Source organism: Pseudomonas sp. JV414 (assembly GCF_032424305.1).
Classification (GTDB): Bacteria; Pseudomonadota; Gammaproteobacteria; order Pseudomonadales; family Pseudomonadaceae; genus Aquipseudomonas; species Aquipseudomonas lini.
In genome coordinates this window covers 584813-610631 of record NZ_VYKC01000002.1, presented here as the reverse complement: position 1 = coordinate 610631, position 25819 = coordinate 584813, and the positions used below count along the sequence as shown (strand labels likewise).

Here is a 25819-nt window from a genome sequence, read left to right as displayed (position 1 = left end):
GTTTCAAATGTGGTGCAAGTACTCGAGCGTTGTGTCCCACGGTAGCGTTCTCTTATTTGTGCGTTTCGTAACGCCTTCCTGGCGCTAACGCGCATCCATCTGATTCAAAACACTTTTCAATTCTCCCGAGATTCGGCCCACAACCTGTGGCACACTTTCTGCTGTCTATTCCGTTGTTACATACCAAGTTCCGGTATAGCGGAATAAACATGACCTGGAGTGCTTGCCATGCATCGCCGACCTTCGTTGTTTAAAGCGTGTGTTTTTCTGTTCGCGGCTTCGGCCGCTGTCATGGGTGTCGCCCAAGCGGCAGACAGCAAGCTCGACAGCGTGCTGGCCCGTGGGAAGTTGATCGTGGGCACGGGCAGTACCAATGCGCCGTGGCACTTCCAGGGAGCGGATGGCAAGTTGCAGGGTTTTGATATTGATATCGCGCGGATGGTGGCCAAAGGGTTGTTCAACGACCCGAGCAAAGTCGAGTTCGTGGTGCAGTCGTCCGATGCGCGGATTCCCAATCTGCTGACCGACAAGGTCGACATGAGTTGCCAGTTCATCACCGTGACCGCCAGCCGCGCCCAGCAAGTGGCGTTCACCCTGCCGTACTACCGCGAAGGCGTGGGCCTGTTGTTACCGGCCAACAGCAAATACAAGGAAATCGAAGACCTGAAGGCCGCCGGCGACGGTGTGATCGTGGCGGTGCTGCAGAACGTGTACGCCGAAGAACTGGTGCATCAGGCGTTGCCCAAGGCCAAGGTCGATCAGTACGACAGCGTGGATTTGATGTATCAGGCGGTGAACTCCGGCCGTGCCGATGCCGCGGCCACCGATCAGTCGTCGGTGAAATACCTGATGGTGCAGAACGCTGGTCGCTATCGCAGCCCGGCTTATGCCTGGAGTCCGCAGACTTACGCATGTGCGGTCAAACGCGGCGATCAGGACTGGCTGAACTTCGTCAACACCGTGCTGCATGAAGCCATGACGGGCGTTGAGTTCCCGACTTACGCCGCGTCGTTCAAGCAGTGGTTCGGTGTAGACCTTCCGACACCTACGATCGGTTTCCCCGTCGAATACAAATGATCCCGTGAGAGCAGGGCGGTTTTAAATCGCCCCGCTCAAGGTACTGCTGACCATGAACTATCAGTTGAATTTTGCCGCCGTCTGGCGCGATTTCGACACCTTGCTGGCGGGGCTCGGTCTGGGTCTTGAGCTGGCGCTGGTGTCGATCGCCATCGGCTGCGTGATCGGCCTGCTGATGGCGTTTGCTTTGCTGTCAAAGCACCGCGCATTGCGGGCGCTGGCGTCGGTGTATGTGACGGTGATCCGTAATACGCCGATTCTGGTGTTGATTCTGTTGATCTACTTCGCGTTGCCGAGCCTTGGCATTCGTCTGGACAAGATCCCGTCCTTCATCATCACCCTGTCGCTGTATGCCGGGGCATACCTGACCGAAGTGTTTCGCGGCGGGTTGTTGAGCATTCCCAAGGGACTACGTGAAGCCGGCCTGGCCATCGGGCTCGGTGAATGGCAGGTCAAGGCGTACATCACCGTGCCGGTGATGCTGCGCAATGTGCTGCCGGCCCTGTCGAACAACTTCATTTCGCTGTTCAAGGACACCTCGCTGGCGGCGGCGATTGCCGTGCCGGAGCTGACCTATTACGCGCGCAAGATCAATGTCGAGAGCTACCGGGTGATTGAAACCTGGCTGGTGACCACAGCGCTCTATGTTGCGGCCTGTTACCTCATTGCCATGATGCTGCGTTACCTCGAGCAGCGTCTGGCGATTCGCCGATAGGAGGCCCCCATGTACGAATCCCCCAGCTGGTTGCATGAGTTATGGGTGGCGCGGGAAGTCCTGTGGCAGGGTTTTCTGACCAGTGTGCAGTGCTCGGCGCTGGCGATTTTGTTGGGCACGCTGGTCGGCATCGTTGCAGGTCTGGTGCTCACCTATGGCTCGGTCTGGATGCGCGCGCCGTTCCGGTTTTACGTCGACATCATTCGCGGCACGCCGGTGTTTGTATTGGTGTTGGCCTGCTTCTACATGGCGCCGGCACTGGGCTGGCAAATCAGCGCATTCGGGGCCGGCACCCTGGGGCTGACACTGTTTTGCGGCTCCCACGTCGCGGAGATTGTGCGCGGTGCATTGCAGGCGCTGCCCAGTGGCCAGATGGAAGCGAGCAAGGCCATCGGCCTGACGTTTTACCAGGCGCTGGGCTACGTGTTGTTACCCCAGGCGCTGCGGCAGATCTTGCCGACCTGGGTCAACTCGTCCACCGAGATCGTCAAGGCTTCGACGCTGTTGTCGGTGATCGGCGTTGCCGAATTGCTGCTCAGCACCCAGCAGATCATCGCCCGGACGTTCATGACCCTGGAGTTTTACCTGTTCGCCGGTTTGCTCTTTTTCATCATCAATTACGCCATCGAATTACTCGGCCGGCACATTGAAAAGCGGGTGGCCTTGCCATGACACAAGCTCAAGTTTCGACACAGGATCAAGCGCTGCTGGACATCCACGGCCTGCACAAACAATACGGCCAGCTCGAAGTGCTCAAGGGCGTCGACTTGACCATGCAGCGCGGCAATGTGGTCACGCTGATCGGCTCCAGCGGCTCGGGCAAGACCACGCTGCTGCGCTGCGTGAACATGCTCGAAGAGTTCCAGGGCGGGCAGATTCTGCTCGACGGCGAATCCATCGGCTATCACGAGGTCAACGGCAAGCGCGTGCGGCACCCGGAAAAAGTCATCGCCCGCCATCGAGCGATGACCGGCATGGCGTTCCAGCAATTCAATCTGTTCCCGCACCTCACCGCGTTGCAGAACGTCACCCTCGGGTTGCTCAAGGTCAAAAAGCTGCACAAGGATGAAGCCGTGGCGCTGGCGGAAAAATGGCTGGAGCGGGTTGGCCTGCTGGAACGTCGCGACCATTACCCCGGTCAGTTGTCTGGCGGTCAGCAACAGCGCGTGGCGATTGCCCGGGCGATTGCGATGAACCCGAGCCTGATGCTGTTCGATGAAGTCACCTCGGCCCTCGACCCGGAACTGGTCGGCGAAGTGCTGAACGTGATCAAGGGCTTGGCCGAAGACGGCATGACCATGCTGCTGGTGACCCACGAAATGCGCTTTGCCTTTGAAGTGTCAGACAAGATCGTGTTCATGAATCAGGGGCGGATCGAAGAGCAGGGGCCGCCCAAGGAACTGTTCGAACGCCCGCAGTCGCCGCGTCTGGCGGAATTTCTCAAGAACACTCGCTTTTAACTTTTTCAAGCAGGAGAAACACTCATGAGCATTACTCGTTACGGCACCGGCAGCACCGCCGGTGGCGGCCAGCCCCGTCCTTTCGCCCGCGCCGTCGAAGCTGATGGCTGGCTGCACGTGTCCGGCCAGGTGCCGGCGCTGGATGGTGAAATCATTGTGGGCGGCATCGTCGAGCAGACTCACCAGACCATGAAAAACCTGATCGCGATTCTGGAAGAGGCCGGTTACGGTCTGGAAGACGTAGTCCGTACCGGCGTGTGGCTGGAAGACCCGCGGGATTTCTGGAGTTTCAATAAGGTGTTTTCCGAGTACTTCAAAAGCGAACACGCCCCGGCCCGAGCCTGTGTGCAGGCGAACATGATGGTCGATTGCAAGGTTGAGATTGACTGCGTCGCGTACAAGAAAAAGGCCTGAACCGAGGCGCGCCCATCGCGGGCAAGCCCGCTCCCACAGGGATGGAAGGTGTGTCTGCAATCTGTGGCGGCACATAGAACCCTGTGGGAGCGTGGCTTGCCCGCGAAGGCGGCCTAACAGTCGCCGCAGCACTCTGGTTAAACTCCCGGCACATTAATGGGAACACTGAAATGACCGAAGACACCATCAAGCGCCGGGCTCGCGGTCTGGACCGGGCGTTCGACATTCTCGATTTCCTCAAGGAAATCGGCCAGCCCCTGCGCCCGAATGAAATCGCCAGCGGCATCGGCAGCCCGAAATCCACGGTCTACGAACTGGTCGCGTCCTTGTTGGAGCGGCGCATTCTTGAACCTGTGGGCAAGGACGGTCACGTTTACCTCGGTCGTCAGCTGTACTTCCTCGGGCAGGCGCATTTGCGCCATTTCGACCTGACCCGCGAGGCCGATCTTGCCTTGCAAGAGATCGTCAGCCAGACCCGTGAAACCGCGCAGATGTGCCTGCTCAACGGGCGCAAATACACCGTGGCGTTGATGAAAGAGGGTGAGCGACATTTCCGCATTTCTTCGGACATCGGCGAGAACGCGCCGATCCCCTGGACCGCTTCCGGGCGCCTGCTGCTGGCGCACCTGAGCGATCAGCAGATCGTCGATTTGATCGACCCCGACGACTTCATCCTTCCCGGCGGTGAACACCTGCCGCTGGAGCGGTTTCTCGAGGAAATCCGCCAGGCCGGAATCGATGGGTTCTTTTCCTTCGATAGCGTCGCCGACACCTTTACCCATTGTTTCGCCGCCCCGGTCAAAGACCCGAACGGCGTGGCCATTGCGACCCTGTGCATCGTCGCCCCACGGGCCGATGCGAAGAACAATTACAACGACTATCGTCGGGTGCTGATCGACAGCGCCAACAGCCTCGCCCGGCGTATCAACGAATAACAGCGGCTGCCTGCGGCCGCGAATGTGAGGAGTTCGACCATGTCTTCTGCCAAAAATACTGCCGCCGTGGAAAAGGGCTTTGCCCACACAGGCGCCAATCTTGTGCGCGACGTCAGCCTGCCTGCGCTGGTGCTGCACCGCGAAGCGCTGGAACACAACATTCGCTGGATGCAGGACTTTGTCAGCAACAGCGGCGCAGAACTGGCGCCGCACGGTAAAACCAGCATGACCCCGGCGCTGTTTCGTCGCCAACTGGACGCCGGTGCCTGGGGCATCACCCTGGCCAGCGCCACGCAAACCCGCGCGGCTTACGCCCATGGCGTGCACCGGGTGCTGATGGCCAATCAATTGGTCGGTACGCCGAACATGGCACTGATCGCCGATCTGTTGGCAGACCCGACCTTCGATTTCTATTGCATGGTCGATCACCCGGATAACGTCGCGGACCTCGGCGCGTATTTCGCTTCGCGCGGTGTGCGCCTGAACGTGATGATCGAGTACGGCGTGGTCGGCGGTCGTTGCGGCTGCCGCACCGAAGCCGAAGTCCTGGCGCTGGCCGAGGCGATCGCAGCTCAACCGGCGCTGGCATTGACCGGTATCGAGGGTTACGAAGGGGTGATTCACGGCGATCACGCGGTGAGCGGCATCCGTGAGTTCGCCGATTCCCTGGTGCGTCTGGCGGTGCAGTTGCAGGACAGCGGTGCGTTCGCCATTGCCAAACCGATCATCACGGCGTCGGGTTCGGCCTGGTACGACCTGATCGCTGAGTCGTTCGAAGCGCAGAATGCCGGCGGGCGTTTCCTCAGCGTGCTGCGCCCCGGCAGTTACGTGGCCCACGACCATGGCATCTACAAAGAAGCGCAATGCTGCGTGCTCGACCGTCGCAGCGACCTGCACGAAGGTTTGCGCCCGGCGCTGGAAGTCTGGGCGCATGTGCAGTCGTTGCCGGAACCGGGTTTTGCGGTGATCGCCCTGGGCAAACGTGACGTCGCCTATGACGCCGGTCTGCCGGTGCCGTTGCTGCGTTACAAGGCCGGTGTGGTGCCGGCGACCGGCGATGATGTGAGTGCCTGCAAGGTGACGGCAGTGATGGACCAGCACGCGTTCATGACCGTGGCACCGGGGGTTGAGTTGCGGGTGGGCGATATCATTTCGTTCGGTACTTCGCACCCGTGTTTGACATTCGACAAGTGGCGCATTGGGTGTCTGGTGGATCAGCAGTTGAATGTCATCGAGACCATGGAAACGTGTTTTTAAGGTTCCAGACCGAGGTGCGGCCATCGCGGGCAAGCCCGCTCCCACAGGGATTTGTGAGTTGCCACAGATTGCAATCACACCAATAAATCTGTGGGAGCGGGCTTGCCCGCGATGACGGCCTACCAAACAACATCGCAATACCAGAGACCCCACAACGATGAGCAGCATCAACACCCTGGGCCCCAACACCCCGCGCATCGCCCTGATCGGTGAGTGCATGATCGAATTGCAGCAGCGCGCCGATGGCACGCTGCAACAAAGCTTCGGCGGCGATACCCTGAATACTGCGGTTTACCTGTCCCGAGAGTTGGGCAAGGGTGCCGAGGTGGATTACGTCACCGCTCTGGGCGATGACAGTTTCAGCGACGCGATGTGCCAGAGTTGGGCCAGCGAAGGCATTGGCCTGGAAATGGTCCAGCGTTTGCCCGGTCGCTTGCCCGGCCTGTATTGCATCCAGACCGATGCGGCCGGTGAGCGGCGTTTTCTCTACTGGCGCAACGAAGCGGCGGTGCGCGATTGCTTTACCACGCCGGTCGCCGCGCCGATTCTGGCGGCGCTGCCGGATTACGACGTGTTGTATTTCAGCGGCATCACCCTGGCGGTACTCGGTGAGCAGGGGCGGGAAAAGCTTCTGGAAACCCTGATCGAGGCCCGGCAACGGGATGCGCGGGTCGTGTTCGACAACAACTACCGGCCACGCTTGTGGGCGTCGATTGAAGAGGCACGGGCGGCTTATCGCAGTGTTCTGCCCTATATCGACCTGGCGTTGCTGACGGTTGACGATGAGCAGGCGCTGTTCGACTTTTCCGATTGCGCGGCGGTGTTTGCCGCTTATGAGCAGATGGGCACGCCTGAAGTGGTGCTCAAGCGCGGGGCCGAGGCGTGTCTGATTCGCTGTGGCGGTGAGTCGTTCGAAGTGCCGGCGCAAGTGGTCGAACGGGTGGTGGACACCACGGCGGCGGGGGATTCGTTCAGCGCGGCTTATTTGGCTTGTCGGCTCAAGGGTGGCAGCCCGGTTGGGGCTGCCGAGGCTGGGCATCGGTTGGCGAGTCGGGTGATTCAGGTGCCTGGGGCACTCATTCCCGGAGATTGAAATGCAATCCCTGTAGGAGCTGCCGAAGGCTGCGATCTTTTGATCTTGATCTTCCCGGGATCGCTGAAAATCAAGATCAAAAGATCGCAGCCTTCGGCAGCTCCTACGGGATTGTGTGTATCAGGGGGAGGGAATTAGCCCAGCTTCCAACCCATCAATCCCGGTAAAACACCTGCACCAGGTGATACCCGAACTTGCTCTTGATCGGCCCATGCACCACTCGCAGCGGTTTTTTGAAGATCACCGCATCGATCACGCCGACCATCTGCCCGGGCCGTACTTCGCCCAGGTCGCCGCCGCGTTTGCCGGACGGGCACGTGGAGTATTTCTTGGCCAGCACATCGAAGGCTTCGCCCTTGGCGATGCGTTGTTTGAGCTGCTCGGCTTCTTCCGAGGTTTTCACCAGAATATGGCGGGCTTGGGCTTTCATTGAGGCGTACCTTGCAACGGTGGTGGCTATGTTGGTGCCAGCGTGGGGCGCGCGATTATGCCTTAACTCAGTCCGCTTGGCCGATCATCGTGCGAATCTTGTTGGCCAGCAGGTCAATGGAAAAGGGTTTGGCCACCATGTCCATGCCGTCCTCCAGGAAACCCTGGCGTTCGGCGGCTTTCTCCGCATAACCGGTCATGAACAGCACCTTGAGGCCCGGGCGGTGCTGACGCGCGATTTCCGCCAGTTGCCGACCGTTCATGCCCGGCAACCCGACATCGGTCACCAGCAGATCGACCCGCAGGTCGGATTCCAGCAAGGGCAGGGCGGCCTTGGCGTCTTCGGCTTCATGAGCGTGATAACCCAACTCGTTGAGCAGGTCGAGCACCAGCATGCGCACCGCCGGATCGTCTTCCACCAGCACCACGGTTTCACCGGCAACCGCTGCCGGTGTTTCGCCGGTGATCGGCACCAACGTGTGTTCCGGCACCGCGACGTGCAGCCGTGGCAAATACAGGCGAACGCAGGTGCCCTGGCCCGGCAGGCTGTGAAGGCTGACGTGCCCGCCCGACTGCTGGGCGAAACCATAGATCATCGACAATCCAAGGCCGGTGCCCTGGCCGATGGGTTTGGTGGTGAAGAACGGGTCGAACGCCTTGGCCAACACTGTCGGGGTCATGCCGGCGCCGTTGTCGCTGACGGCAATCATCAGGTAATCCCCGGCCCTGACCGGTTCCAGGGGGGTGATGTCGCTACCATCGAGGTGAACGTTGGCGGTTTCGATCAGCAGCTCGCCGCCTTCGGGCATCGCATCCCGGGCATTGATGACGAGGTTGAGCAGCGCGTTTTCCAGTTGGCTGACATCAGTACTGACCGGCCAGACTTCATCGGCCAGCTGCATTTTGAGTTCGATATGGTCGCCCTTGGTCCGGCGGAACAAATCTTCCAGGGAATGCACGAGCTGGTTGGCATCAAGCGGCTTGCGATCCAGCGACTGACGCCGGGAGAACGCCAGCAGGCGATGGGTCAGGGCGGCGGCGCGGTGTGCCGAAGACACCGCGGCTTCGGTAAAACGCCCGATCTCGGCGGCACGCCCGTCGGCGATGTAGCGCTGCATCAAATCGAGGCTGCCGATGATCCCGGTGAGCATGTTGTTGAAGTCATGGGCGATGCCGCCGGTGAGCTGTCCCACCGCTTCCATTTTCTGCGCATGCCGCAAGGCGTCTTCGGCGCGCTCGCGCTCGAACATCTCGTTTTGCAGCCGCTGGTTGGCTTCGGCCAGTTGTTGAGTGCGGGCGCTGACGCGTTCTTCAAGGGTTTCGTTGAGGTTGCGCAGGGCTTCTTCGGTCTGTTTGCGCTCAGTCTCGTCGATTACGAAGATGTAAAAACCATTGACCGCGCCGTCCGAGCCATGACGTGGCAGGTAGTTCATCAGGGCCTGGCGGGTGCTGCCATCTCGGTGCGCGGCGCTGATGCTGAAACTGCAAGCCTTGCCTTTCAGCGCCTCGGCAATGTATTCGGCGCGCAGGGCATAGGCTTCGTCGCCCAGCACTTCACGGATGGTGTGGCCGTAAAGCTCCTGGGGCGTCAGGCCGTACCATTCCAGATAAGCAGCATTGTTCAGGCGAAAGCACTCCTCACTGTCGACGTAACTGATCAGGATCGGCATGGCGTTGATGATCAGTTGCAGCTCGGTCTGGCTCTGGCGAAGGGCTTGTTCGATGTGTTTGCGTTCGGTCAGGTCCAGCGCGGCGCCGAGGAAGCGGATGGGCCGGCCATGATGGTCCTTGTAGCAGCGGCCTCGGGCAAACACCCAGCGCAATTGGCCGTCGGCTTGCAGCAAGCGATACTCCTCGGCGTACTCGCTGCCATGAGTAATGCAGTGCTTGATGCTGCGGGCAATCATGGCGCGGTCTTCCGGGTGTACGCCGTGGAGGTATTCGCTGATGGGCAACTGGCTGGCCATGGTCGGGTCGACGCCATGCAATTGGGCGAAGTGGGCATCGGCGATGAAACGGTCTTCGCCGATGTCCCAGTCCCAGGTGCCGACGGCATCGGTGGCGGCCAGCGCCAGTTGCAGGCGCTGCTCGGTTTCCTGCTGGGCCTTGAGGCTGGCGGCGGAGCGTTGTTCGAGTTCCAGGGCGATGCGGCGGCGTTCGTTGGTTTCGATGGCCGTGACCAGAATCCCGGCAACCTCGGCGCTTTCATTGCGAATGGGGCTGTAGGTCAAATCCAGCCAGAAGTCGGAATCTCGCCCGTCGCGCTGCAAGGTAAAGCGCTGTTCGCTGTAGGTCCGCACCTGGCCCTGTAGGACGGCGCTGTAAATGGGGTCGGTAAAGTCTTTCAGTTCTGGCCAGATCAGGTGTGTCGGTTGTCCGAAAGCGTGAGGGTGTTTGCTGCCGGCGAGGAAGGCGAAGCCGTCGTTGTAGATCTGCGTAAGCTGCGGGCCCCACAGCAACAGCATCGGCATTGGCGAGTGAATCACAATGTCCACGGCGGTGCGCAGGCTCTGTGGCCAGTGATCGGCGGCGCCCAACGGGTTGTTTGTCCAGTCCAGTCGAGCAATCAAGGCCTGGGAGTCGCTGGCGGTCGGTGGTGCGTTCATTACAATGTCCTGCGCGTCAGTCGGTGTGGCGGCGTCTACTATCCTTGCAGGGCGGTAGACGCTTGATGATCCGTTTTGGGTCATTTTTTCAATTGAATGCTTCGCGGGTGTTTTTTGCCATGGAAATCGATGCACTGTTGCAAATTCTGGCCAGCCGCAATGGCTCCGATCTTTACCTGTCGACGGGCGCGCCTCCCAGCGCGAAATTTGACGGTGTACTCAAACCCTTGGCCGAGTACCCGTTCAAACCCGGAGAAATCGCCGCCATTGCCGCGTCCATCATGGACGCCGAACAGCGCCTGGAGTTCGACCGGGAACTGGAAATGAACCTGGCGCTTTCCCTGGCCGGCGTCGGGCGCTTTCGGCTCAATATCTTCAAGCAGCGCAACGATGTGTCTATCGTGGCGCGCAACATCAAACTCGACATTCCACGCTTCGAAGACCTCAAGTTGCCTGCGGTGCTGCTCGAAACCGTCATGCTCAAACAGGGGCTGATATTGTTCGTCGGTTCGACCGGTTCCGGCAAGTCAACCTCGCTGGCGGCGCTGATCGATTACCGCAATCGCCACAGCAGCGGCCATATCATCACTATCGAAGACCCGGTCGAGTTTATCCATCGACACAAGAAGTCGATCGTCAACCAGCGTGAGGTCGGCGTAGACACCCGCAGTTTTCATGCAGCGTTGAAAAACACCCTGCGCCAGGCGCCGGACGTGGTGCTGATCGGCGAAATCCGTGACCGCGAGACTATGGAGCACGCGCTGGCGTTTGCCGATACCGGTCATCTGGTAATTTCCACTTTACATGCGCACAACGCCAATCAGGCGCTGGACCGCGTGATCAACTTCTTCCCCGAAGAACGTCGGACGCAACTGCTCCATGACTTGGGCAATAACCTCAAGGCCTTTGTTTCTCAGCGCCTGGTGCGGACCTGCGATGGGCAGCGCCGGGCGGCGGTGGAGATCATGCTGGGAACGCCGACCATCGGCGACCTGATCCGGCGCAATGAGCTTTCCGAACTCAAAGGGATCATGGAGAAGTCTTCAGAGGTGGGTATGCAGACGTTTGATGGGGCGCTGTTCGAGCTGTTTGCCGAGGGCGCGATCGATGAGGCAGAGGCGTTGAAACATGCGGATTCGGTGAACAACTTGCGACTGCGCCTGAAAATGCACGCCGAGACTACGCCCGGGCCCCATACACCGCCGGGGGAATGGGGATTGGTGGACTAGCGCCGGCAACGACGATCAAATGTGGGAGCGGGCTTGCTCGCGAAGACGATTTCACATTCAACATGGATGTTGGCTGATAGACCGCTTTCGCGAGCAAGCCCGCTCCCACAGTGGATCTACGTTTCAATCATTCAATTCAGGGCGGTCACGAAACTGCTCCAGGGCCTCGGGATTGGCCAGTGCATCGGTGTTCTTCACCTTCTGGCCGTGCACCACATTCCTCACCGCCAGCTCGACCACCTTGCCGCTGATGGTCCGCGGTATGTCCGTCACCGCGACAATCTTCGCCGGCACATGCCGTGGTGTGGTGTTGGCGCGGATGACCTGGCGAATCTGTTGTTGCAGTGCGTCGTCCAGCTCGACCCCGTCACGCAACTTCACGAACAGTACCACCCGAACGTCATCCTGCCATTGCTGGCCGATGGCAACGCTGTCCAGCACCTGCGGGACTTTTTCCACCTGACGATAGATTTCCGCCGTGCCGATGCGTACACCGCCGGGGTTGAGCACTGCGTCGGAGCGACCATGGATCAGCATGCCGCCGTGGGGCAGTTCCTCGGCGTAGTCGCCCTGGGCCCAGACGCCGGGGAACAGGCTGAAATAGGACTTTCGCAGCTTCTCCCCGTCAGGGTCATGCCACAGGCCGGTGGGCATCGCCGGAAAATGTCGGGTGCACACCAGTTCGCCTTTTTCCCCGATCACAGGCTGCCCGGCGTCGTTCCAGACTTCCACCGCCATGCCCAGGCTCTTGCACTGCATTTCGCCACGGCGCACCGGCAGCACCGGGTTGCCAATCACAAAACACGAAACGATGTCGGTGCCGCCGGACATCGAGGACAGGCACAGGTCGGACTTGAACGCGCGATAGACGTAATCAAAGCTTTGCGGGGACAGCGCGGAACCGGTGGACAGCACGGTTTTCAGGCTGCTCAGGTCATGACTTTCGCACGGCTTTACACCATTGCTTTCCAGCGAGGTGAGGAACTTGGGACTGGTGCCGAAGACGTTGATGCGTTCATCGTCGATCAGATCGATCAAGCGCTCCGGGCCTGGATGAAACGGCGAGCCGTCATACAGCACCACGGCGCTATCGACGGCCAGGGCCGAGACCAGCCAGTTCCACATCATCCAGCCGCACGTGGTGTAGTAGAACAAACGGTCGCGGGAGCCGAGATCGGTGTGCAGGCCATGTTCTTTGACATGTTGCAGCAGCACGCCGCCGGTGCTGTGAACAATGCACTTCGGCACGCCGGTAGTGCCGCTGGAATAAAGGATGTACAGCGGTTGGGCGAAGGGCACGGGAACGAATTGCGGCTCGCCGCCCGGGTCGTAGAAGTCGTCCCAGAGCGTCACGTTGGCCCGGCTGCGGAAGTCTTCGATGCGCGTCTGGGGTCGTGCGTAAGGCACAACGATCAACTGCTGCAAGGACGGCAGTTGCCCAAGGATTTCATTAACCTTGGCTGTCTGGTCGATGTCTTTGCCGGCGTAGCGGTAACCGGCGCAGGTGATCAGCACTTTCGGCTCGATCTGGCCGAAGCGGTCGATCACCCCATGGGTGCCGAAGTCGGGTGAAGAACAGGACCAGATCGCGCCCAGGCTGGTCGTCGCGAGCATGGCCACCAGGGTTTGCCAGGTGTTCGGCATGCACGCGGCCACACGGTCGCCGAGGCCGACACCGGCAGCTTTCAGGCCGTTTTGAAAACCGGCGACATGGCTCGCCAGTTCGGCCCAGGTCAGTTGTTCCCGTTGGCCGTTTTCGCCGATGGCCACCACCGCCACAGCGTCGTCGCGACGGCGCAGCAGGTGTTCGGCGAAGTTCAGCGTGGCGCCGGGGAACCACTGGGCGCTGGGCATTTGTGCGCCTTCTATCAGCACCGCGTCTGGCTGATCGTGAAAACGAATGTCGAAGAAATCGACGATGGCCTGCCAGAAAGCTGCCCGCTGATCGATGCTCCATTGATGGAGGGCAGGATAGTCGGCGATCTCAAGGGTGTGTCGCTGATTGACGAAGCGCCGGAAGGCCTCCATGCGGGTCTTGACGATGCGCTCGGTGCCGGGTTGCCAGAGGATGTCGGACATGGCTTGGCCTCTCTCGTTCCCGCGCTCTGCGTGGGATGCCTCAATGGACGCTCGGCGTCCGCTTTGGGACGCGGAGCGTCCCGGGCTGCATTCCCACGCAGAGCGTGGGAACGATCATGCAGGCTGGCGGGTTACTGCGCCAACCACCCACCATCAATATTCCACGCCGCGCCACGCACCTGGCTACCGGCCTCGCTGCATAAAAACAGCACCAACTCACCCAGCTGCGGCGGCGTCACGAATTCCAGCGACGGCTGCTTCTCGGCGAGCAAATCATGTTGCGCCTGCTGCGGGTCGATCCCGGTCGCGGCGCGATCATCGATCTGCTTCTGCACCAGCGGCGTCAACACCCAACCCGGACAGATGGCGTTGCAGGTGACATTCGTCGTAGCGGTTTCCAGGCCGACCACCTTGGTCAGGCCGATCACGCCATGCTTGGCCGCGACGTACGCCGCCTTGCCCACCGAACCGACCTGGCCATGCACCGAGGCGATGTTGATGATCCGTCCCCAGCCCTTGGCGCGCATTCCCGGCAAACTCAAGCGGGTGCTGTGAAACACGGACGACAGGTTGATCGCAATGATCGAGTCCCAGCGCTCCACCGGAAAATCTTCCACCGACGCCACGTGCTGGATGCCCGCGTTGTTGACCAGGATATCCACGCCGCCGAACTCACGCTCGGCGTATTCAATCATCTCGGCGATCTGCACCGGGTCGCTGACGTCGGCCGGGTGATGGCCGACCTTGCCGCCGAATTGTTCAACTTCGGCAATTATCCTGGATGCGTCGCCGAAGCCGTTGAGGATCAGGTTGGCGCCAGCCTTGGCCAGGCTCAGGGCGATTCCCAGACCGATGCCGCTGGTGGAACCGGTGACCAGTGCGGTCTTGCCCGAAAGAGTCGTCATGAATACCTCACACAATGCCAGTGGCGTAGAAAGTACCGATCACCACAAAAACAGCGAGTGTCTTGATCAGCGTAATACAGAAAATGTCTTTGTAGGCCTCGCGGTGGGTCAAACCGGTAACCGCCAGCAAAGTAATCACCGCGCCGTTGTGCGGCAGGGTGTCCATGCCGCCACTGGCCATCGCGGCGACCCGGTGCAGCACTTCCAATGGAATATTGGCGGCGTGGGCGGCGCTGATGAACGTCTCGGACATCGCCGCCAGGGCAATGCTCATGCCGCCCGACGCCGAACCGGTGATGCCGGCCAGCAGGGTCACGGTAATCGCTTCATTGACCAGCGGGTTGGGAATGCTTTTGAGCCAGCCGGACAACACCAGAAAACCCGGCAGCGAGGCGATCACCGCGCCGAAACCGTATTCCGACGCGGTGTTCATCGCCGCCAGCAGCGCGCCGCTGACCGCACTTTTACTGCCTTCGGCCAACTTGCCGCGAATCGTCTGAAAGGCGAACACCAGCACCATGACGATGCCTACCAGCAAGGCTGCCTGAACCGCCCAGATCGCCGTCAGTTTGGCGATGTCGGTGGTCACCGGTGCTGCCATTCCCGGCAGCGAGAGGCTGTGAGTCTTGCCGTACCACTCTGGAATCCAGCGGGTGAACAGCAGGTTCATCAGGCCCACCATTAACAGCGGCGACAGTGCGATCCATGGATTAGGCAGCTTGATGTCCGGCGCGGTTTCCGGCTCGTTGCGCAGCTCGGAACCATAACCCTCACCCCTGCGCTGGGCCTTGTTGCGTTGGCTCTGAAGGAACAGCATGCCGGCGCTGAACACGAAAATCGTGCCGATCACCCCCAGCCACGGCGCCGCCCAGGCGGTGGTGTTGAAGAAGGTGCTGGGGATGATGTTCTGGATCTGCGGCGTGCCGGGCAGGGCATCCATGGTGAACGAGAATGCGCCGAGGGCGATGGTCGCCGGGATCAGGCGTTTGGGGATATTGCTCTGGCGGAACATCTCTGCGGCAAACGGGTAGACCGCAAACACCACCACAAACAGCGACACGCCGCCGTAAGTGAGCAGGGCGCAGACCAGCACGATCACCAGCATCGCCTGGCGTGTGCCGAGCAAGCGAATGGCCGCTGCGACGATGGAGCGCGAGAAGCCCGACAACTCGATCAGCTTGCCGAACACGGCACCGAGCAGGAACACCGGGAAATACAGTTTGACGAAGCCGACCATTTTTTCCATGAACACCCCGGTGAAGACTGGGGCAACGGCGGAAGGGTCGGTGAGCAGGACGGCGCCGAGGGCGGCGATCGGGGCAAAGAGGATAACGCTGTAGCCACGGTAAGCAGCCACCATCAGCAGCGTGAGAGCTGCCAAGGCAATGATCACACTCATGGTGTGTCTCCTGGATTGTTATTTTTGTAGGGTGAGGCTTTGTGGGGAGGGCTATAGCGAGTTTCGTGCCATAAGATTAAGTTATTGAAATATAAGATTTTATTATGATTTTTTTGAGCGCTTGGAAGACTGCGGTCTCTATTTTGAGACGTGCAGCGCCCAAAAAGATCGCAGCCTTCGGCAGCTCCTACAGGGGAACGCGGAAATTCACTGTAGGAGCTGCCGAAGGCTGCGATCTTTTGATCTTGAAAATATATCTACCAATGGAGACCAATGTCTCTTTATGTAGACTCGGCAATCCCCAACGCCACCATCTTCTTGTACAACGTCGACCGCCCCAGCCCCAACCGAGCCGCCGCGTCGATAACCTTCCCCCCGCATTGCGCGAGGGCGGATTCAATCAATTGCCGATCAAACCGTTCGCGAGCCTCACTGAAGGTTTCATGGGCAACCGGCTCGATGGCTAGGGGCGCCACACGCTGCACCGGGGTAAAACTGCCAATCGCCGCGCGGATATCCGCTGCGTTCAGCATCAAATCATCACTGAGCAACGCCGCGCGCTCCAGCACGTTGCGCAGTTCGCGGATGTTCCCCGGCCAGGCGTGTTGACCCAACAAATCCAAAGCTTCGGGGTTCAGTTCGTGCTGACTGCGCAGCTCCTCGAGGATCGCTTCGCTGAGGGCCGGCAGGTCGTCGAGGCGATCACGCAGGGGCGGGACCTGAATCGGCAGCACGTTGAGGCGGTAATACAAATCGGCGCGAAACTCGCCGCGTTTGATCGCCGCTTCCAGATCGGTGGAAGTGGCCGCGATCACCCGCACATCGCTCTGGATCACTTCATTGGAGCCCACCGGCTCGAACTCCTTTTCCTGCAACACTCGTAGCAACTTGCTTTGCAGTGGCAGCGGCATATCGCCGATTTCATCGAGAAACAGCGTGCCGCCCTGAGCGATTTGCAACTTGCCGGTGCGGCCCTTGCGATCGGCGCCGGTGAATGCGCCGGGGGCGGTGCCAAAGAACTCGGCTTCCAGCAGTGACTCGGGAATCGCCGCGCTGTTGATACTGACGAAAGCTTTATGCGCCCGAGGCGAAGCGCCGTGGATCGCCTGGGCCAGCAGCTCCTTGCCGGTGCCGGTTTCGCCGAGCAACAACACCGGTGACTCGGCACTGGCGCTGCGCCGGGCGCGGCGTTTGACTTCCAGGCTGGCGGCGCTGGTGCCGATGAAATGGGCGAAGTTGTACTTGGTCTGCCGCGCCCGCAGCAGCGAGCGGGTCGAGGCCAGTTCTTCCTGCATGCTCAGGTAGCGCTTGAGCATCGGCGACAGGCTGCGCAACTCGTCGAACAGGGCAAAACCGATGGCGCCAATCACCGCGCCGGCATCGTCGTGAATCGGCAGGCGCATCACCACCAGCGGTTCCTTGGGGGTGTCTTGCATGTCCAGCAGGATCGGCCGTCCGGTGCGCACCACCTCGCGTAACAGGCTGCCGGGGATCACGCTTTCACAGGCCCTGCCGATCGCACCTGCGGCCGACTCCAGACCGAAACGCCGGGCATAACGCTCATTCATCCAGACGATGTTCGCATCGCGGTCGACAATCACCGTGCCTTCGCTCGATTGCTCGATGATTTCGAACAGCGAACGGATCGCCAGGGTGCGAACGCGCTGGTAGTCCTTGAGGCTTTCGGTGGTGTTCATGGGGGCTGATCCTGATTAAGTATTGCCTGTGCTGGCCCAATCGCGGGCAAGCCCGCTCCCACAGGATTTGGGGTTGCCGCTGAATTTGGGCACGACATAAAACCTGTGGGAGCCGGGCTTGCCCGCGATGGCCGCGACGCGGTTCATCGGCGTACACGGGATTATGCTCACCCCGGATGCGCCGCCGCCAACAGCTCTTTGGTATACGGATGCTGCGGCGAGTCGAACACGTCGTGACTGGCGCCGCTTTCCACCACTTTGCCGTCCTTGATCACGATCATGTCGTGGGCCAGGGCGCGCACCACCGCCAGGTCGTGACTGATGAACAGGTAGGTCAGGCCATGTTTCTCCTGAAGTTGGCGGAGCAGGGCGACCACTTGTTTTTGCACCGTGCGATCCAGCGCCGAGGTCGGTTCGTCGAGCAGGATCAGCGCCGGTTTCAGCACCAGTGCGCGGGCAATGGCGATGCGCTGGCGTTGGCCGCCGGAGAATTCGTGCGGGTAGCGATCACGGCTTTGCGGGTCGAGGCCGACTTCTTCAAGCACCCGGATCACCTGGGCTTCGCATTCATCCGGGGTGGATTGGCTGTGCACCTCAAGACCTTCACTGATGATCTGCGCCACTGACATTCGCGGGCTGAGACTGCCGAAGGGGTCCTGGAACACCACCTGCATTTTCTTGCGCCACGGTCGCAGCTGCTTTTGCGTCAAGCCATCCAGCGCCTCACCCTGAAAGCGAATGCTGCCCTGCGAGTCGAGCAAGCGCAGGATCGCCTGACCCAGCGTGGACTTGCCCGAACCGGACTCGCCGACGATGCCCAACGTCTTGCCGCGCTGGACGTTCAGGCTGATGCCATTCACCGCGCGCAGGTAAGTTTTTCGCTGAAACAGGCCGCCACCGAGGGCGAACTGCACCTGCAAATTATCCACTTCCAGCACTTTTTCGCGCTCGTCCCGGGGCAGGGCTTCGCCTTCCGGTTCGGCGTTCAGCAGCACACAGCTGTAAGGATGTTTCGGCTCGGTGAACAGTGTTTCGCAGGGTGCCTGCTCGACGATTTCCCCGGCGTGCATTACACACACTCGCTGAGCAATGCTACGCACCAGATTGAGGTCGTGACTGATCAGCAGCAGCGACATGCCGAGCCGCCGTTGCAGGGATTTGAGCAGCAGCAGGATCTTGCGCTGTACCGTCACATCCAGCGCGGTAGTCGGCTCATCGGCGATCAGCAATTCCGGCTCGCAGGCCAGGGCCATGGCGATCATCACCCGTTGCCGCTGGCCGCCGGACAGTTGATGGGGATAGGCCTTGAGCCGCTCTTCGGGCTTCTGGATGCCCACCAGTTGCAGCAACTCGAGAATCCGCGCTTGCGCCGCTTTGCCGCCCAGTCCTTTATGCAGCAACAGGGTTTCGCCAATTTGTTTTTCGATGTTGTGCAGAGGATTGAGGGAGCTCATCGGCTCCTGAAAAATCATCGCGATCCGGTTGCCGCGCAGCTCGCGCAAAGTCTTGATGTCAGCGCCGATCAATTCCTGGCCGCGATAGCGAATGCTACCAGTGGTTTCAGTGCCGGTCTCGGGCAGCAGTTGCAGGATCGAGTGGGCGGTCACCGATTTGCCGCAACCCGACTCGCCGACCAACGCCAGGCACTCGCCGGGGCGGATGTCCAGGCACAGGTTGCGCACCACGGTCTGGCCGCTGAAGGCCACGGAGAGGTCACGGATTTCGATCAGGTTGTCACTCATATCAACGGTCCGCTTCATGATCGTGATCAAGATCTAGGGTCAAAGGCATCACGTAATGCCTCGCCAATGAACACCAGTAAAGAAAGAATCAGCGCCAGGGTGAAAAACGCTGTGAGACCCAGCCACGGTGCCTGCAGGTTCTGCTTGCCTTGACCGATCAATTCGCCCAGGGAAGCACTGCCAGCGGGCATACCGAAGCCGAGAAAATCTAGCGCCGTGAGGGTGGAAATCGCGCCGGTCAAAATGAACGGCAGATAACTCAGGGTGGCGTTCATGGCGTTGGGCAGAATGTGCCGCACGATTACCTTGCGATCGGTCAGCCCCAGTGCACGGGCGGCCTTGACGTATTCCAGGTTGCGTCCGCGCAGGAACTCGGCGCGCACCACGTCCACCAGGGCCAGCCAGGAAAACAGCGCCATGATTCCCAGCAGCCACCAGAAATTAGGCTCGACGAACCCCGACAGAATGATCAACAGGTACAGCACCGGCAGCCCCGACCAGACTTCCAGCAAGCGCTGACCGAGCAGGTCGACCCAGCCGCCGTAATAGCCTTGCAGCGCACCGGCGGCGATGCCGATCAACGCGCTGATGAAGGTCAGCGCCAGCGCGAACAGGATCGACACCCGCGCGCCGAAAATCACCCGGGCCAACACGTCCCGGGCCTGATCGTCGGTGCCCAGCCAGTTGACCTTCGACGGTGGACTCGGCGCCGGTTGGTTGAGGTCGTAATTGGGCGTGTCGTCGCTGAACGGGATCGGCGGAAACAGCATCCAGCCGCCGTCCTTGTGAATCAGCTTTTGCACGTATTCGCTGCGGTAGTCGGCTTGAAAGGGCAGTTGCCCGCCAAATTCCTGTTCGGTGTGGCGTTTGAATGCCGGGAAATACAGCGAGCCCTGATAACTGACCATCAGCGGTTTGTCGTTGGCGATCAGCTCGCCGCCCAGGGTCAGCAGGAACAGGCCGATAAATAACCACAGCGACCACCAGCCCCGGCGGTTTTTCTTGAAACGCTCGAAACGGCGACGGCCCAGCGGCGAGAGCTTGAACATCAGGCGTTCCTCGCGGCGAAGTCGATGCGTGGGTCGACCAGGGTGTAGCAAAGGTCGCCGATGAGTTTTATCAGCAGGCCGAACAAGGTGAAGATGAACAGCGAACCGAAGACTACCGGATAGTCCCGTGATACCGCGGCTTCGTAACTCATGCGGCCCAGGCCGTCGAGGGAAAAAATCACTTCGATCAGCAGCGAGCCGGCGAAGAAGACGCTGATGAAAGCCTGAGGAATCCCCGACACCACCAGCAGCATGGCATTGCGAAACACATGGCCGTAAAGCACCCGGCGTTCGCTCAAGCCCTTGGCTCGCGCAGTAACCACGTATTGGCGAGTGATTTCATTGAGGAAGGAGTTCTTGGTGAGGATAGTCAGGGTGGCGAAACCGCCGACCACCAGCGCCGTCACCGGCAGCACCAGGTGCCAGAAGTAATCGGTGATTTTGCCCAAGGTCGACAGTGACTCGAAATTGTCCGAGACCAGGCCGCGCACCGGGAACCAGTTCAACGAAGTACCGCCGGCGAAGACCACGATCAGGAACATCGCGAACAGGAACGCCGGCATCGCATAACCGATGATGATCGCGGTGCTGCTCCAGATATCGAAATGGCTGCCATGGTGCACAGCCTTGCGGATGCCCAGAGGGATCGACACCAGATAAGTGATCAGCGTGGCCCAGAGCCCGAGAGAAATGGTCACTGGCATTTTTTCCAGAATCAGGTCGGTGACGGTGGCACCGCGGAAAAAGCTCTTGCCGAAGTCGAGGCGGGCGTAGCTCTTGAGCATCAGCCACAGGCGTTCCGGCGCCGGTTTATCGAAGCCGTATTGCTTTTCGATCTCTTTGATCAGCTGCGGATCGAGCCCGCGACTGGCACGCGAGCTGCCCAGCACGGCTTCGCTGGAACCGCCGCCGACATTTGCGCCGCCGATGCCTTGCAGGCGCGCGATGGCCTGTTCCACCGGGCCACCCGGCGCGGCCTGGACGATAACGAAATTGACCAGAAGAATGATCACCAGTGTCGGAATGATCAGCAGCAAGCGCCGCAGTACGTAAGCCCACATCAGTGCGGTCCTCCGGGCTTGCCGCGTTTGATGAGCTCGGCAGTCATCTGTTGGTTGGTCAAGGGAGTGGAACTCACTTCCCACCAACTCTCGATGGCTTCGTCATTGCTCGCCTGTACAGAGGGAATGCCGAAGCGGTTCCACCACACAGTCGAGCTGCCTGGCGGGTAATAATTGGGAATCCAATAGAAGTTCCATTGCAGGACACGGTCCAGGGCATGTGCGTAGCGCAGCATGTCAGCCTTGGTGGTGGCGCGAACCAGGCCGTTGACCAGCGTATCGACCGCCGGATTCTTCAGCACCATGTAGTTGTTGGAACCGGGATCGTTGGCCGCCGCCGAGCCAAAATAATTGTACAACTCGTTGCCCGGCGACGTGGTGACCGGGTAGCCGGTGACGATCATGTCGTAGTCCCGGGACATCAGGCGGTTTACGTACTGGGAGGCGTCGATGCGGCGAATATTCAGGTCGATGCCGATTTGTTTCAAGGTGCGCTTATAAGGCAGCAGCAATCGATCCATACCGTTCTGGCTGATCAGGAAGGTGAAGCTCAGCGGTTGACCCTGGGCATTGACCAGTTGATCGCCATCGGGTTTCCAGCCGGCCTGTTCGAGCAGTTTCAGGGCCTGCAACTGTTTATCGCGGATCACGCCGCTGCCATCGGTTTTCGGTGCTTCGAAGACCTGCGTAAAGACCTCGTCGGGAATCTGCCCGCGCAGCGGTTCGAGAATCGCCCGTTCACCTGTGTCAGGCAGTTGTCGTGCGGCGAGGTCGGTATTGGAAAAGTAGCTCTGCTGGCGGATGTAGAGTTCGCGCATCATCTGCCGATTGCTCCACTCGAAATCCCAGAGCATGGCCAGGGCCTGACGCACGCGGCGGTCCTGGAATATCGGGTTTTGCAGGTTGAACACAAAGCCCTGAGCCGTTTGCGGTGCCTCTTTGGCCAGGTGGGCTTTTTGCAGGCGACCGTCGCTCAGGGCCGGGCTTTCGTAGCCGATGGAATAGGCGGTGGCGGAGAATTCGCGGTTGTAATCGTAGGCGCCGCCACGCAGGACCTGACGGGCAACGTCGGTATCGCCGAAATACTCGATGCTGAAATGATCGAAATTGTAGAGGCCGCGGCTGACCGGTAAATCCTTGCCCCACCAGTCGGCGTTACGCTCGAAGGTGATGCTACGCCCGGAGTCGACCTTGTTCACGCGGTACGGCCCGCTGCCCAGCGGTGGCTCGTAACCACCGCCGCTGGCAAAGTCGCGGGTTTTCCACCAGTGCTCGGGAAATACCGGCAAAGTGGCGATGTCGAGGGGCAGGGTGCGGTTTTCGTTGCTCTTGAAGTCGAACCGAACGGTGAGTGGCGACTCTACTTCGACGCCTTTGACGTCGGCGAATTGCGTGCGATAGCGCAGGCTGCCCTGGGTCATCAGCAGGTCGAAGGTATAGCGAACGTCTTCGGCGGTGATCGGCTTGCCGTCGGCGAAACGGGCCTTCGGATTCAGGTAGAAACGCAGCGACAGTCCGTCGTCGGAGCGCTCCATCTGTTGGGCGACCAGGCCGTAAACGGTATAGGGCTCGTCCAGCGAGCGCTGGGCCAGGGGTGAGTAGATCAAGCCGTCGATCTGCGTGACACCCGTGCCCTTGTCGATGTACGGCAGCATATGGTCGAAATGACCGATTTCCATCGCCGAACGACGCATCGTGCCGCCCTTGGGCGCTTGCGGGTTGGTGTAGGCGAAATGGCTGAAGCCCGCGGGATACTTCGCCGGCTCACCGTACACGGTCAACGCATGTTGCGGTGCAGCGTTCACACCGGCGGCGCCCAACAACAGGGCCACGGCAGTGAACAATAAAGTGGGGAAAGCCAGTCGCATTGTCAGCCTTAGAGCCGGGTGGTCGATAACCACAATTTGTACGCTAGCGGCGCGTCCCTCGCCAGCCGTATCACGTAACGAAAACACAACGGCCCACCAAAAGGCGGGCCGTTGTGTAGCAAACTCAAGCGTTGATCAGTCCTGACGGCTGGTCACTTCCAGCAGGTGGTAACCGAACTGGGTCTTGACCGGGCCTTGCACCACGTTGATCGGTGCGCTGAAGACTACGGTGTCGAATTCCTTGACCATCTGGCCTGGACCGAACGAACCCAAGTCACCGCCCTGGCGGCTGGACGGGCAGCTGGAGTTGGCTTTAGCGACTTCGGCGAAGTCGGCACCGGCCTCGATCTGGGCTTTGAGTTCGTTGCACTTTTCTTCGCTGGAAACCAGGATGTGACGGGCAGTGGCTTTGGCCATGGGAAAATACTCCATTCAATGTTCAATAAAGTGCGGAGCCTACCGGATTCAGTGGGCTATTTCTCTCTCAAAGTTCCGTCTTTATCGCGTGACATTGTGGCACTGCTTAAAGGCCGGCATTTCTCAAGCGTTCGGCGTGCTGTACGTACAGAGCGATCGGGTCGATGCCCTTGCGGACCTGACCGGTTGTCTGGCCGAGGCTGTCCAGATGATCCAGCGGATAGTCCGAACGGATCACTTTACCCAAGTGGGTGCTGAATCGGCCGACCATGCCGTCATTCTGCTCGGCTTCGGTGGTGAAATAGTGAGAGAAGGCGCGGAGGAACCCGTGCAGCGGATTGAGTGCATGGAGCCCCTCATTGAGAATGCTTCCTTGCAGGGTGCCGCTCCAAGAGTAGTAACGCACGCCGTTCACCAATTCGCGACCCTTGCCGCCCCAGATTTTCGGTAACCCTTGAGGGTACTTGTCATTGAATGCGCCAACGCCTTCGGTGGTCAGTGCATTGAGTGCGGCGATGGCGTTCTGCGGCAGGTGCCGGTTGCCACTGAGCAGCGACAGGAAATCGGCGAACAGAGTGGCCACCGCTCCGGCAACATGCTCCGGCAGGCGCCCGGGCGTCAGTGCCTTGCGCAGGAAGTCGGCCAGTTCCGAGCCATGGTTCGGCCCGCTGACCGATGTCACCGAAGCGACCGCCTCTGGCGCCAGCGCCCCCGCATACCGTGCAGCCAGTGCGCCCTGACTGTGACCGATCAGGTTGACTTTGCTTGCACCGGTTCCTTGCAATACCCGGTCGATCTGCGCCAACAGTTGTTCGCCGCGGGTTTCATTACTGTGGGTGGCTGACAGGTGTGGGATGAAAACCCTCGCGCCGGCACTTCTCAGGGCCAGTTTGACGTCATGGAACAGTTCCAGGTTGCCGATGCGATCGAAGCCGAAGAGCCCGTGGGCCAGCAGGATCGGATACTGAGTGGTTGCATTCCGTAGCATGTACATTCCTTTTTCGCAGTAGGTCAGGTGTGTGCTCAAGGGCGCACTCTAAAGCACACCACCCGCTCGGCGATGTATGAAAAAGCCGCTGTAACCTGATGAAAACGGAATAGAAATTGTACGAAAACTCGAATGAGCATGAGGTCTTGGTCGGAATATCCGGACATCTTTTTAACGATGACTGCGAGCTTCCTCGCAATGACCTACCGCTGAAACGTCCTTTTACCGTGCAAGCCGACGCAATTGTCCGGCAGCGCGAATCAGCACCGCGGGTTTCAATAGGCTTCGTTCGATGCCGACCTCAAGGCGGCATTTATTCCAAGGACTGGAGCGTTGAATGACTACTTGTAAAGCAGATATCTTGAATGTTGTAGAGCAATGCATGGCGGCACCACAGTTGGATCAGGCGTATAACGCCATCCTCGATCCATCTGACAATAAGGCCATTATTACTGTCTCTCCTTACCCGGACATGGCCTGCGGAGACAAACTGGTCATGTTCTGGTCAGGTATCGATTCCGAGGGTGTTGCGTATCGGCATGAGGTATCGCGTTTTGTCAGCGAAGCTCAGGTGGGCAGGGCGATTGTCTTTTGTGTATCGGCCACACATATCGCCGCATTGGACGGCGGGTCACTCGAGGTTTATTACGCTCTCTACACTGCGCGCCTTTGTGAACCTGTGGAGTCCGGGCGTTTATACCTGAGCGTCGGTGATGCCCGGTCAGATTTGCTGCCTGTGATTGTGAACGATGCAGTGGGCGGCACACTCGATCCGGACCGAGTCGCCCAGGGTGCACGCGTAACGATCAGACCGTATGCCCGGATGGCGGCTGGAGATCGGGTCTTGCTGTCCTGGGCAAGTGTTACGCCACAAGCGAGCTTCAATGACACATTGAGAATCGAGTCCTTTGCAGTGGGCGGCGAGTTGTCGTTCTGGGTAAATCCCGACTGTATTGCGCTCAATCTCGGGGCAGCCGTTACGATCGGCTACTGTGTCGAGCAGAAGGGGCAAGCGTCACGTTTCTCGGAGCCTGCACAACTGTTGATCGGCCCGTTGGAGCGAGAACCGCTTCTGCCACCTACCGTGCTGGAAGCCGACGAAGGTTGGCTGGATGTGCAAGATGCGATCGATGGTGTCACCGTCGTTATCGACAACGCTCAGGCCGAAGAGGGAGAACTGGTTTATCTGAAATGTGACGGTGAGCATTTCAATCACCGCGATGATCGTGAAGTCTCCAGGGAAATGGCCGGTCAACCGCTGGTATTTATCGTTCCCTACAGGTTTTGGCGCGAGCATCAGGACTTGACGATCCGAGTATCTTATTCGGTCGAGCGTCTCGACGATGTGAGCCAGCAGTCCGAAGTCACGTTGGTGCAAGTGCACTCGTAAACCGGTTTT

Annotated in this window: 22 protein-coding genes; 10 read left to right on the top strand and 12 right to left on the bottom strand. The window is 59.9% G+C overall.

Going from position 1 to position 25819, the window contains the following annotated elements; all coding sequences use genetic code 11:
• Nucleotides 1–228: 228 nt before the first annotated feature.
• The 8 genes from F6R97_RS03700 (at nt 229) to F6R97_RS03665 (ending at nt 6951) form a co-directional block, all read left to right on the top strand.
• Nucleotides 229–1077, top strand: coding sequence for a transporter substrate-binding domain-containing protein (locus F6R97_RS03700; RefSeq protein ID WP_038982957.1), 849 nt, complete (start codon nt 229–231; stop codon nt 1075–1077).
• 52 nt (nt 1078–1129) lie between these two features.
• Nucleotides 1130–1792: an amino acid ABC transporter permease gene (locus F6R97_RS03695; protein WP_038982959.1), complete on the top strand. Its 663-nt coding sequence runs from the start codon at nt 1130–1132 to the stop codon at nt 1790–1792.
• Nucleotides 1793–1801: 9 nt separating this feature from the next.
• A complete protein-coding gene (locus F6R97_RS03690) occupies nt 1802–2464 on the top strand; it encodes an amino acid ABC transporter permease (protein WP_038982961.1) in 663 nt (220 codons plus the stop codon).
• Complete coding sequence (locus F6R97_RS03685; RefSeq protein WP_315866026.1) at nt 2461–3252, top strand: amino acid ABC transporter ATP-binding protein; 792 nt, start codon at nt 2461–2463, stop codon at nt 3250–3252. Before F6R97_RS03690 ends, F6R97_RS03685 begins: the two co-directional genes overlap by 4 nt.
• Nucleotides 3253–3276: 24 nt before the next feature.
• Complete coding sequence (locus F6R97_RS03680; RefSeq protein ID WP_038982964.1) at nt 3277–3666, top strand: RidA family protein; 390 nt, start codon at nt 3277–3279, stop codon at nt 3664–3666.
• A 170-nt stretch (nt 3667–3836) separates the two neighbouring features.
• Nucleotides 3837–4601 (top strand): IclR family transcriptional regulator, encoded by a 765-nt coding sequence (locus F6R97_RS03675; protein ID WP_038982966.1) that lies wholly within the window; start codon nt 3837–3839, stop codon nt 4599–4601.
• Nucleotides 4602–4640: 39 nt separating this feature from the next.
• A complete protein-coding gene (locus F6R97_RS03670; protein WP_315866025.1) occupies nt 4641–5858 on the top strand; it encodes an amino acid deaminase in 1218 nt (405 codons plus the stop codon).
• Between the two features lie 157 nt (nt 5859–6015).
• Complete coding sequence (locus tag F6R97_RS03665) at nt 6016–6951, top strand: sugar kinase (RefSeq protein WP_315866024.1); 936 nt, start codon at nt 6016–6018, stop codon at nt 6949–6951.
• A 154-nt stretch (nt 6952–7105) separates the two neighbouring features.
• Here F6R97_RS03665 and F6R97_RS03660 read toward each other — a convergent pair whose 3' ends face one another.
• Together F6R97_RS03660 and F6R97_RS03655 are read right to left on the bottom strand one after the other, a co-directional pair.
• Nucleotides 7106–7381 carry a peptidylprolyl isomerase gene (locus F6R97_RS03660; protein ID WP_007898282.1) on the bottom strand — a complete coding sequence of 92 codons (276 nt, stop codon included), beginning with the start codon at nt 7379–7381 and terminating at the stop codon, nt 7106–7108.
• 67 nt (nt 7382–7448) lie between these two features.
• Nucleotides 7449–9986, bottom strand: a complete 2538-nt coding sequence (locus tag F6R97_RS03655) for a PAS domain S-box protein (protein ID WP_315866023.1) — start codon at nt 9984–9986, stop codon at nt 7449–7451.
• Nucleotides 9987–10105: 119 nt separating this feature from the next.
• On the opposite strand from F6R97_RS03655, the gene F6R97_RS03650 reads away from it, so the two are divergent.
• Entirely contained in the window at nt 10106–11215 is a 1110-nt protein-coding gene (locus tag F6R97_RS03650) for a PilT/PilU family type 4a pilus ATPase (RefSeq protein WP_315866022.1), read from the top strand.
• Between the two features lie 123 nt (nt 11216–11338).
• Here F6R97_RS03650 and F6R97_RS03645 read toward each other — a convergent pair whose 3' ends face one another.
• The 10 genes from F6R97_RS03645 to F6R97_RS03600 form a co-directional block, all read right to left on the bottom strand.
• Nucleotides 11339–13294, bottom strand: coding sequence for an acetoacetate--CoA ligase (locus F6R97_RS03645; protein WP_315866021.1), 1956 nt, complete (start codon nt 13292–13294; stop codon nt 11339–11341).
• A gap of 131 nt (nt 13295–13425) precedes the next feature.
• Nucleotides 13426–14199 carry a 3-hydroxybutyrate dehydrogenase gene (hbdH, locus tag F6R97_RS03640; protein WP_038982973.1) on the bottom strand — a complete coding sequence of 258 codons (774 nt, stop codon included), beginning with the start codon at nt 14197–14199 and terminating at the stop codon, nt 13426–13428.
• Nucleotides 14200–14206: 7 nt separating this feature from the next.
• The gene (locus F6R97_RS03635; protein ID WP_038982974.1) at nt 14207–15598 is read right to left on the bottom strand and encodes a GntP family permease; all 1392 of its coding nucleotides are present in this window, start codon (nt 15596–15598) and stop codon (nt 14207–14209) included.
• A gap of 281 nt (nt 15599–15879) precedes the next feature.
• On the bottom strand, nt 15880–17295 hold the full coding sequence (locus F6R97_RS03630; RefSeq protein ID WP_315866020.1) for a sigma-54 interaction domain-containing protein: 1416 nt from the start codon (nt 17293–17295) through the stop codon (nt 15880–15882).
• A gap of 167 nt (nt 17296–17462) precedes the next feature.
• Complete coding sequence (locus F6R97_RS03625) at nt 17463–19037, bottom strand: ABC transporter ATP-binding protein (protein ID WP_315866019.1); 1575 nt, start codon at nt 19035–19037, stop codon at nt 17463–17465.
• Nucleotides 19038–19063: 26 nt separating this feature from the next.
• On the bottom strand, nt 19064–20086 hold the full coding sequence (locus F6R97_RS03620) for an ABC transporter permease (RefSeq protein WP_038982976.1): 1023 nt from the start codon (nt 20084–20086) through the stop codon (nt 19064–19066).
• Nucleotides 20086–21147: a microcin C ABC transporter permease YejB gene (locus F6R97_RS03615; RefSeq protein WP_038982977.1), complete on the bottom strand. Its 1062-nt coding sequence runs from the start codon at nt 21145–21147 to the stop codon at nt 20086–20088. Before F6R97_RS03615 ends, F6R97_RS03620 begins: the two co-directional genes overlap by 1 nt.
• On the bottom strand, nt 21147–23015 hold the full coding sequence (locus tag F6R97_RS03610; protein WP_315866018.1) for an extracellular solute-binding protein: 1869 nt from the start codon (nt 23013–23015) through the stop codon (nt 21147–21149). The genes F6R97_RS03615 and F6R97_RS03610 overlap by 1 nt, the downstream gene beginning before the upstream one ends.
• Nucleotides 23016–23150: 135 nt before the next feature.
• Complete coding sequence (locus F6R97_RS03605) at nt 23151–23432, bottom strand: peptidylprolyl isomerase (RefSeq protein WP_007898306.1); 282 nt, start codon at nt 23430–23432, stop codon at nt 23151–23153.
• 106 nt (nt 23433–23538) lie between these two features.
• On the bottom strand, nt 23539–24420 hold the full coding sequence (locus F6R97_RS03600) for an esterase/lipase family protein (RefSeq protein WP_048392761.1): 882 nt from the start codon (nt 24418–24420) through the stop codon (nt 23539–23541).
• A 337-nt stretch (nt 24421–24757) separates the two neighbouring features.
• On the opposite strand from F6R97_RS03600, the gene F6R97_RS03595 reads away from it, so the two are divergent.
• On the top strand, nt 24758–25810 hold the full coding sequence (locus F6R97_RS03595; RefSeq protein ID WP_048392763.1) for a hypothetical protein: 1053 nt from the start codon (nt 24758–24760) through the stop codon (nt 25808–25810).
• Nucleotides 25811–25819 lie beyond the last annotated feature (9 nt).